Origin of the sequence: Bradyrhizobium sp. STM 3809 (genome assembly GCF_000239795.1) — a bacterium.
Classification (GTDB): Bacteria; Pseudomonadota; Alphaproteobacteria; order Rhizobiales; family Xanthobacteraceae; genus Bradyrhizobium.
Genome location: NZ_CAFJ01000556.1, coordinates 1 through 7,270, shown reverse-complemented (window position 1 = coordinate 7,270; position 7,270 = coordinate 1). Strand labels below are relative to the sequence as shown.

The 7,270-nt window shown below is 64.4% G+C and carries 9 protein-coding genes, 1 pseudogene and 1 riboswitch; of the genes and pseudogenes, 1 reads left to right on the top strand and 9 read right to left on the bottom strand.

The window, feature by feature from the left end; genetic code table 11:
• The 3 genes from BRAS3809_RS25365 to BRAS3809_RS25355 form a co-directional block, all read right to left on the bottom strand.
• A partial coding sequence (locus tag BRAS3809_RS25365) for an ATP-binding cassette domain-containing protein (protein ID WP_035658466.1) occupies window positions 1-265 on the bottom strand: 265 nt, incomplete at its 3' end.
• Window positions 265-1,086: an ABC transporter permease gene (locus BRAS3809_RS25360; RefSeq protein ID WP_008964881.1), complete on the bottom strand. Its 822-nt coding sequence runs from the start codon at window positions 1,084-1,086 to the stop codon at window positions 265-267. The genes BRAS3809_RS25365 and BRAS3809_RS25360, both read right to left, overlap by 1 nt.
• A 205-nt stretch (window positions 1,087-1,291) precedes the next feature.
• Window positions 1,292-2,362 (bottom strand): putative urea ABC transporter substrate-binding protein, encoded by a 1,071-nt coding sequence (locus BRAS3809_RS25355; RefSeq protein WP_008964880.1) that lies wholly within the window; start codon window positions 2,360-2,362, stop codon window positions 1,292-1,294.
• 74 nt (window positions 2,363-2,436) lie between these two features.
• Window positions 2,437-2,538: riboswitch (guanidine-I (ykkC/yxkD leader) on the bottom strand.
• Between the two features lie 219 nt (window positions 2,539-2,757).
• Between BRAS3809_RS25355 and BRAS3809_RS25350 the strand changes: the two genes are divergently transcribed.
• Complete coding sequence (locus BRAS3809_RS25350; RefSeq protein WP_008964879.1) at window positions 2,758-3,120, top strand: hypothetical protein; 363 nt, start codon at window positions 2,758-2,760, stop codon at window positions 3,118-3,120.
• A gap of 33 nt (window positions 3,121-3,153) precedes the next feature.
• Here BRAS3809_RS25350 and BRAS3809_RS37465 read toward each other — a convergent pair whose 3' ends face one another.
• The 6 genes and pseudogenes from BRAS3809_RS37465 to BRAS3809_RS25320 form a co-directional block, all read right to left on the bottom strand.
• Window positions 3,154-3,396: a hypothetical protein gene (locus BRAS3809_RS37465; RefSeq protein ID WP_240535766.1), complete on the bottom strand. Its 243-nt coding sequence runs from the start codon at window positions 3,394-3,396 to the stop codon at window positions 3,154-3,156.
• An 82-nt stretch (window positions 3,397-3,478) separates the two neighbouring features.
• Window positions 3,479-4,183, bottom strand: a complete 705-nt coding sequence (locus tag BRAS3809_RS25340; RefSeq protein ID WP_008964877.1) for an ABC transporter ATP-binding protein — start codon at window positions 4,181-4,183, stop codon at window positions 3,479-3,481.
• Between the two features lie 31 nt (window positions 4,184-4,214).
• On the bottom strand, window positions 4,215-4,985 hold the full coding sequence (locus BRAS3809_RS25335) for an ABC transporter ATP-binding protein (protein WP_008964876.1): 771 nt from the start codon (window positions 4,983-4,985) through the stop codon (window positions 4,215-4,217).
• Window positions 4,978-5,925: a branched-chain amino acid ABC transporter permease gene (locus BRAS3809_RS25330; protein ID WP_008964875.1), complete on the bottom strand. Its 948-nt coding sequence runs from the start codon at window positions 5,923-5,925 to the stop codon at window positions 4,978-4,980. Before BRAS3809_RS25330 ends, BRAS3809_RS25335 begins: the two co-directional genes overlap by 8 nt.
• Window positions 5,922-6,839, bottom strand: a complete 918-nt coding sequence (locus tag BRAS3809_RS25325) for a branched-chain amino acid ABC transporter permease (protein ID WP_008964874.1) — start codon at window positions 6,837-6,839, stop codon at window positions 5,922-5,924. Before BRAS3809_RS25325 ends, BRAS3809_RS25330 begins: the two co-directional genes overlap by 4 nt.
• A gap of 144 nt (window positions 6,840-6,983) precedes the next feature.
• Window positions 6,984-7,270 (bottom strand): annotated as a pseudogene (locus BRAS3809_RS25320) (ABC transporter substrate-binding protein); the annotation flags it as partial.

The following is a 7,270-nucleotide window of genomic DNA, read 5'->3' as shown; positions in this document are numbered from 1 at the left end:
TCAGATGCGGGAACACCGAGTAGCGCTGGAACACGATGCCGCGGTCGGGGCCGGGCTCGGCCGGAAACGGCTGGCCATCGAGCAGCACCGCGCCCTGGCTCGGCTTCTCCTGGCCGAGGATCAGCCGCAGGAACGTGCTCTTGCCCGCGCCGGAGGGACCGACGATCGAGAGAAACGTGCCGGAGGTGATCTCGAGATTGATGCGCTCGAGCACGACCTGGTTGCCGTACTCGACCCAGACGTTGCGGAAGGACAGCGTGCTCATCAGCGGCTCCCTTGCGCATAGGCCCAGGGGAACGCGCGCTGCCCGAACCAGACGAGCGCGTAGTCGAAGACATAGGCGAGCAAGGTGATCCAGACGACATAGGGCAGGATCACGTCCATCGACAGATAGCGCCGGACCAGGAAGATGCGATAGCCGAGCCCGACGTCGGAGGCGATCGCCTCCGCCGAGATCAGGAACAGGAAGGCCGGCCCGATCATCAGCCGCAGCCCCTGGATCAGCCGCGGCATGATCTGCGGCAGCACCACGCGGATCGCGACCTGCCACGTCGAGGCGCCCAAGGTCTGCGCCTTGATCAGCTGCTCCCTCGGCATGTTCTGCACTTCAAGAGAGAGGTCGCGCACCAGCGTCGGCGTCACGCCGATGATGATCAGCACCACCTTGGACAATTCGCCGAGGCCGAACACGATGAACAGCACCGGCAGCACCGCCATCGGCGGGATCATCGACAGCACCGCGATCAAGGTGCCGAAGCCAGCGCCGGCGACCGGCAGCAGACCGATCGCGAGGCCGAGCGTGAGGCCGATGATCGCGGAGATGCCGAGCCCGAGTGCGAGGCGCTGCAGGCTCGCCGCCGTGTCCGACCACAGCACGTAGTCGCCGGAGCGCCGGTCCGGCTCGGTCGCGAGCCGCTTCGAGGTCGCGACCATCTCCGACACCGGCGGCAGCAGCTTGTCGTCGGGATTGTCGGCCCGCCGCTGCGCCGAGCCGACCACATAGATCAGCGCGATCAGCAGGAACGGCAGGAAGGCCAGCAGCAGCCGGCTTCCGCGGTTCGGAACGACGTTCATCGCACGCGGCATGGAGAAGCTCCGTCATTCCTATCCATGGGTGCGCTGCTCATGGTCCATGTGCAGCGCAGATCTCAGCTGTTCCTCCTCATGGTGAGGAGGCGCGGAGCGCCGTCTCGAACCATGAGGCCACGGCACGGGCCTCGCCCTTCGAGACGCCCGCCTACGGCGGGCTCCTCAGGGTGAGGGGAGGTGCTGGTGGGGCGACGGAGGATGATCAGAGCTTCCCATCCGCCGCCATCTTCATGAAGGTCGGGTCGAAGCGCAGCTTGACGTTGGTGGCCGAGCCCAGCGCCTTCGACGGCGTGGAGATGCCGACCGCGTCCTTCGACTTCACGTTCTCGCCGAGCAGATTGTGGTCGAAGCAGAAGGTGCGGACATGGTCCATGATCTTCGGCAGCTCTGGACCGGTCATGAAGGCGAGCGCGTCCTTCGGCTCGTAGTACATGAAGGTGGTCTTGAGCTGGGTCTCGAAGCCCGCGAGATCGGTACCGGAAAGCTTGGCCATCGCCTCGCGCGCAGCCTTGCCCTTCTCGCTCTGGTCCTTCATCAGCGCGATCGTCTCGTACCAGATGCCGGTCAGCGCCTTGCCGAGCTCCGGGTTGTCCTTCAGCGTCTGCGTGTTCACGACCAGGAGATCCTCGATCTCGCCGGGGATCTTGCTGGAGTCGAACACCAAGGTCGCGCCCGGCTCGGCCTTGACTTCCAGGAGCTGCGGATTCCAGGTGACGACAGCGGTCGTGTCCGGCGACTTCGCGGCGGCGACGATGTCGGCGTCGGACGTGTTGACGGTCTTGATGTTCTTCTCCGAGAGCTTCACCGTCTCCAGGCCACGCGCCAGCAGATAATGCGACACCGAGAGCTCGACGAGGTTGACCTTCTGGCCCTTGATGTCGGCCAGCGTCTTGCCCTTCTTCAGCACCACGCCGTCATTGCCGTTGGAATAGTCGCCCATGATGATGGCGGAGGTGTCGACGCCGCCCGCGGCGGGGATCGTCAGCGCGTCCATGTTGGTGACGGTGACGCCGTCGAACTTGCCGGCCGTGTACTGGTTGATCGACTCGACGTAGTCGTTGATCTGGGTGACCTTGATCGAGATGCCGTATTTATCGGCCCATTTCTTGACGATCCCGGACTCCGCCGCATAGGGCCACGGCATCCAGCCGACATAGATCGTCCAGGCGATGTTGAATTCCTTCTTCTTCTCGGCGAAGGCGGGCGACAGCGATGCGGTCGCCAGCGTCGATACAGCGAGCAGTGCAACAAACAGTTTTCGCGCTTTGAACATGTCCAGTCCCTCATCGGTTTTCTGACCGCGGACTGGCAAAGACAACCTCGAGCCTGCCAAGCGCGGCCACTGAGGTCTCCCGGGTTTTTATCCCGCCGTGCACCAGGGCTCTCCCCTGGCGGCTGCTCTCGGACCAGCGTTCTCGATCGAGAACCGGAACCCTAGCTGCCAACTCTGACGATCAAGGTCAGCAAGCCGCATGCCAGAGAAAAATGCTTGCGATTCAACGGAACGGAACGCAGCATGTGCTTAAAAAGACGGCATCACGAATTCATCTTGGGCGATGAGGTTGGTTGGCGATCGCCGGCCATGCACCCGCGGCATGAACCGGTCTTCGCGCGCCAGCGACCTCATCAAGTCGGCACATCGAAGCCGTGGTTGGGAGTCTCGTTGTCATGATCAGATTGTCTGCGATCGCCGTGACAGGCCTGCTGGCCGTGGGTCTGATGTCCGGCACGGCGCTCGCGCAAGGCACGACCGCAACGGATGCGCCGGCTCAGCCGGCGCCCGCCGCAACGCCCTCTCCGACCCCCAATCCCTCTCCAGCCGCGACGGCGCCCGCCCCGGCCCCGTCCGCCACGACCGAAAAGCCGGCCGAGACCAAGCCCGCGGCCGAGGCGGCTGCGCCGAAAAAGAAGAAGCGGACGAAGACCACGCGGCAGGAGGTCGAGGACTCCCTGCGCAGCGGCACGGTTCCCTCGCGCTATCGCAGCCGCGTGCCGAAGGAGTACCAGAAGTACATCCCGTTCGATCGTTGAGCGCGGTTTGCGTCCGTCGTTGATCAGCGGCGTCTAGATCGGCGGCGTCAGCTTGACGACGAATGCGACGATCAACATGAACGCGAGACACAGCGCGGTCTCGAGGTCGGAATGAGCTGACCAGAAGCCGCGCAGAGCCGCCGCAGCTTTTTTCGGCGCCTCGATGGCAAGATGATGCGCACGCATTTTGCTCAACCTTTGATGAAAGGCAAAACAAACGACCACCCAGAGATTAGTCCCGGCCGGACCGCACCTCAATGCGAAAAAGCGGCGCATGTCGGGCTGGCTGTCGGATCTAAGCACCCGGGGCGTTTTGCGATGTTGACATGCGTCAATGAGTGCGGACGTCGTGCCGCCGTCAAATCCCGAGATAGCGGTGCTGCAGCTCCGGCTCGGCCATCAGTTGATCCGACGTTCCGCTCCACACCGTGCGGCCGCGCTCGATGATGTAGTGGCGGTCGCAGATGCGGGTGAGGTGCTCGACATTCTTGTCGATCACCAGGATCGACTGCCCGCGGGATTTCAGCAGCGACAGGCAGTTCCAGATCTCCTCGCGGATCAGCGGCGCGAGGCCTTCGGTGGCCTCGTCCAGGATGAGCAGCTTCGGATTGGTCATCAGCGCGCGGCCGATTGCCAGCATCTGCTGCTCGCCGCCGGAGAGCTGATTGCCCATGTTGCTGCCGCGCTCGGCGAGCCGCGGGAACAGCGCATGGATCTTGTCGAGCGTCCACGGATCGGCCGCGCCGAGCCGGTTGGTCGAGGCCGCCACGAGATTCTCGGTGACGGTCAGATTCGGAAAGATCTGCCGGCCCTCGGGCACCAGGCCGATGCCGAGTTGTGCGATCCGGTAGGACGGCAGCCTGCGCGTCTCCTGGCCGCTGAAGCGGATCTGGCCGGCACGCGCCTGGGTCAGGCCCATGATCGAGCGGATCGTCGTGGTCTTGCCCATGCCGTTGCGGCCCATCAGCGAGATCATCTCGCCGGGACGGATCGCCAATGAAAGTCCGAACAGGACCTGACTCAGGCCGTAGCAGGTCTCGATGCCGTCGACCTCGAGCAGCATGCCGTTCTCTTTCTGCTCAGCGATTCTCTGATCAACCATGGCCGACCACCACGTGCTGATCGCCGAGATAGGCGCGCTTGACCTCCTCGTTCTGCCGGATCTCGTCCGGCTTGCCGGAGGCGATGATGCGGCCATAGACGAGGACGGAGATGCGGTCGGCGAGCGCGAATACCGCTTCCATGTCGTGCTCGACGAGCACGATCGAGACCTCGTTGCGCAGCTCCGCGAGCAGCTTCACCATGCGCTGCGACTCCGTCACACCGAGGCCGGCCATCGGCTCGTCGAGCAGCATGATTTGCGGCTTGGTGGCGAGCGCGACCGCAAGCTCCAGTTCGCGCTGCTCGCCGTGGCTGAGCTTCGACACCAGCACGTCGGCGCGATGGCTGAGCCCGACCCGCTCCAGCGCGGACCGGGCGGCGTCGCGCAGCCCCTTCTCCTTGCGCGCATTGGCGAAGAAGCGGAACGAATGCTTGCCGTCATGGGCCTGCGCGGCGAGCGCGACATTGTCGGCCGCGGTGAAGTCGGTCAGCAGAGAGGTGATCTGGAACGAGCGCGCCAGCCCGAGCGCGCTGCGCTTGTAGGCCGGGAAATGCGAGATGTCGCGGCCGCCGAGGAAGATGCGGCCGGCATGCGGCGCGAGATGGCCGGTGAGCTGGCTGATCAGCGTGGTCTTGCCGGCGCCGTTCGGCCCGATGATGGCGTGAATCTCGCCCTTGGCGACGTCGAGGCAGACGTGATCGGTGGCGATGATGCCGCCGAAGCGGCGCACGAGATTGTCGACGCGGAGCAGCGGTTCAGCCACGGTTCACCCTCCCGAGCATGCCCATGATGCCGCCGCGGCCGAACAGCACGATCAGGAGCAGCAGCGGCCCCATGATCAGCGCCCAATATTCGGTGAGTTGCGACAGCACCTCTTCCAGCACCAGGAACACAACCGAGCCGACGACCGGCCCCATCAGGGTGCCCATGCCGCCGAGGATCACCATCACCATGAGGTCGCCGGAGCGGGTCCAGTACATCACGGCGGGGCTGACGAAATCGGTGTTGTTGGCGAGCAGCGCGCCCGACAGCCCGCACAGCATGCCGGCGATGACGAAGCAGGCGAGCTTGTAGCGCTTCGACGGAAAGCCGATCGCCTGCATGCGCTGCTCGTTGGAGCGCAGGCCCTGCAACACCAGGCCGAAGCGCGAATTGACGATGCGCCAGACCAGCACAACGACGGCGAGCAGGCAGGCCAGGCAGAGATAGTAGAACTGAACGCGGTTGCCGAGATTGATCAGGCCGCCGAAATCGCTGCGCTTGTAGACGGTGAGGCCGTCGTCGCCGCCGTAGCGGGCGAGGCCCGAGGCGACGTAATAGGCCATCTGCGCGAAGGCCAGCGTGATCATGATGAAATAGACGCCGCGGGTACGCAGGGAGAGCGCGCCGATGACCAGCGCATAGAGCGCCGACACGGCAATGGCGACGGCGAACTGGGCCCAGCCGGAGCCGATGCCCTCCTGCGCGAGAATGCCGACGGCGTAGCCGCCGATGCCGAGATAGGCGGCATGGCCGAAGCTCATCATGCCGCCATAGCCCATGATCAGGTTCAGGCTGACGGCCGCGAGAGCCAGGATCACGATGCGGGTGAACAGCGTGAGAATGAAGATGTTGCCGGTCAGGTTCGAATAGACCGGCAGCAGCACGAGGCCGGCCACGACCATGATGGCCACGATGCTTGAGACGTTGAGCTGCGATTTCATCTGCGGTTGGCCGGAAACAGACCTTCAGGCCGCGCCACCAGCACGATCGCCATCAGGAGATAGATCAGCATCGAGGACAGCGCGGGCGCCGCCGTGGAAGCCGACGCCGAGTTCAGCACCTGGCGCAGCAGGTTGGGCAGGAACGCGCGCCCCATCGTGTCGATCAGGCCGATCATGATCGCGGCGATGAAGGCACCGCGGATCGAGCCGATGCCGCCGATCACGATCACGACGAAGGCGAGGATCAGGATGTTCTCGCCCATGCCGATCTGCACGGTGAGGATCGGCGCCTGCATCAGCCCGGCGAGGCCCGCGAGCGCGGCGCCGAGGCCGAACACCAGCGTGTAGAGCAGCTTGATGTTGATGCCGAGCGCGCCGATCATCTCGCGATTGGAGGCGCCGGCGCGGATCAGCATGCCGATCCGCGTGCGCATGACGCCGAGATAGAGCAGCAGCGCCACCAGCAGCGCGACCACGATGATGGCGAGCCGATAGGCCGGATATTGGATGCCCGGCAGGATCGTGACCGGGAAGGCGAGCCAGGACGGCAGCGGCAGCGCAAGGCCGGCCGGGCCCCAGATCAGCCGGACCGCTTCGTTGAAGAACAGGATCAGGCCGAAGGTCGCGAGCACGTGGTCGAGATGGTCGCGCCCATAGAGATGGCGCAGTGCCGTGAATTCGAGCACGACGCCGAGCAGAAGCGTGGCACCGAGCGCCAGGACCGCGCCGAGCACGAAGCTGCCGGTCCAGGCCACGAAGGTCGCCGCGAAATAGGCGCCCATCATGTAGAGCGAACCGTGCGCGAGATTGACGAGGTCCATGATGCCGAACACCAGCGTCAGACCGGCAGCCAGCAGGAACAGCAGCAGTCCGAACTGCAACCCGTTCAGGAATTGTTCGACGACGAGAAGCATGCCCCTCACTTCACGCTCAAAAAGACGGCGGCAGAACCGTTGCAGGCGCTGCCGCCATGTCCGTCCCTTCGATCTTAGGACGAAGATGTTTTAAGCTTCAAGCAAATTCCAGGCCGGTCCGGGCCAGCCGGGGGACTCTTTTGCTTATTTCATCTGGCATTTGTCGTGGAAGCGGTCCTGGTCGTTCTCGACGATGGTGGCGACCGTCTTCAGCGAAAGCTGGCCGTCGGCGTCCTTGACCACGTCCTGCAGGTAGAAGCTCTGGATCGGGATGTGATTGTTGCCGAACTTGAAGGCGCCGCGCAGCGACTTGAAGTTGGCCTTCTCCATCTCGGCCTTCATCGCGTCCTTCTTGGACGTGTCGCCCTTGACCGCAACCACGGCGCTGTTGATCAGCTGCGCCGCGTCATAGGCCTGGGCGCCGTAATAGG

What these genes read in the sequence shown, in the direction of transcription:
- BRAS3809_RS25360 (WP_008964881.1), bottom strand. Translation starts at nt 1,086, where the DNA reads ATGCCGCGTGCGATGAACGTCGTTCCGAACCGCGGAAGCCGGCTGCTG.
- BRAS3809_RS25355 (WP_008964880.1), bottom strand. Translation starts at nt 2,362, where the DNA reads ATGTTCAAAGCGCGAAAACTGTTTGTTGCACTGCTCGCTGTATCGACG.
- BRAS3809_RS25350 (WP_008964879.1), top strand. Translation starts at nt 2,758, where the DNA reads ATGATCAGATTGTCTGCGATCGCCGTGACAGGCCTGCTGGCCGTGGGT.
- BRAS3809_RS37465 (WP_240535766.1), bottom strand. Translation starts at nt 3,396, where the DNA reads ATGCGCCGCTTTTTCGCATTGAGGTGCGGTCCGGCCGGGACTAATCTC.
- BRAS3809_RS25340 (WP_008964877.1), bottom strand. Translation starts at nt 4,183, where the DNA reads ATGCTGCTCGAGGTCGACGGCATCGAGACCTGCTACGGCCTGAGTCAG.
- BRAS3809_RS25330 (WP_008964875.1), bottom strand. Translation starts at nt 5,925, where the DNA reads ATGAAATCGCAGCTCAACGTCTCAAGCATCGTGGCCATCATGGTCGTG.
- BRAS3809_RS25325 (WP_008964874.1), bottom strand. Translation starts at nt 6,839, where the DNA reads ATGCTTCTCGTCGTCGAACAATTCCTGAACGGGTTGCAGTTCGGACTG.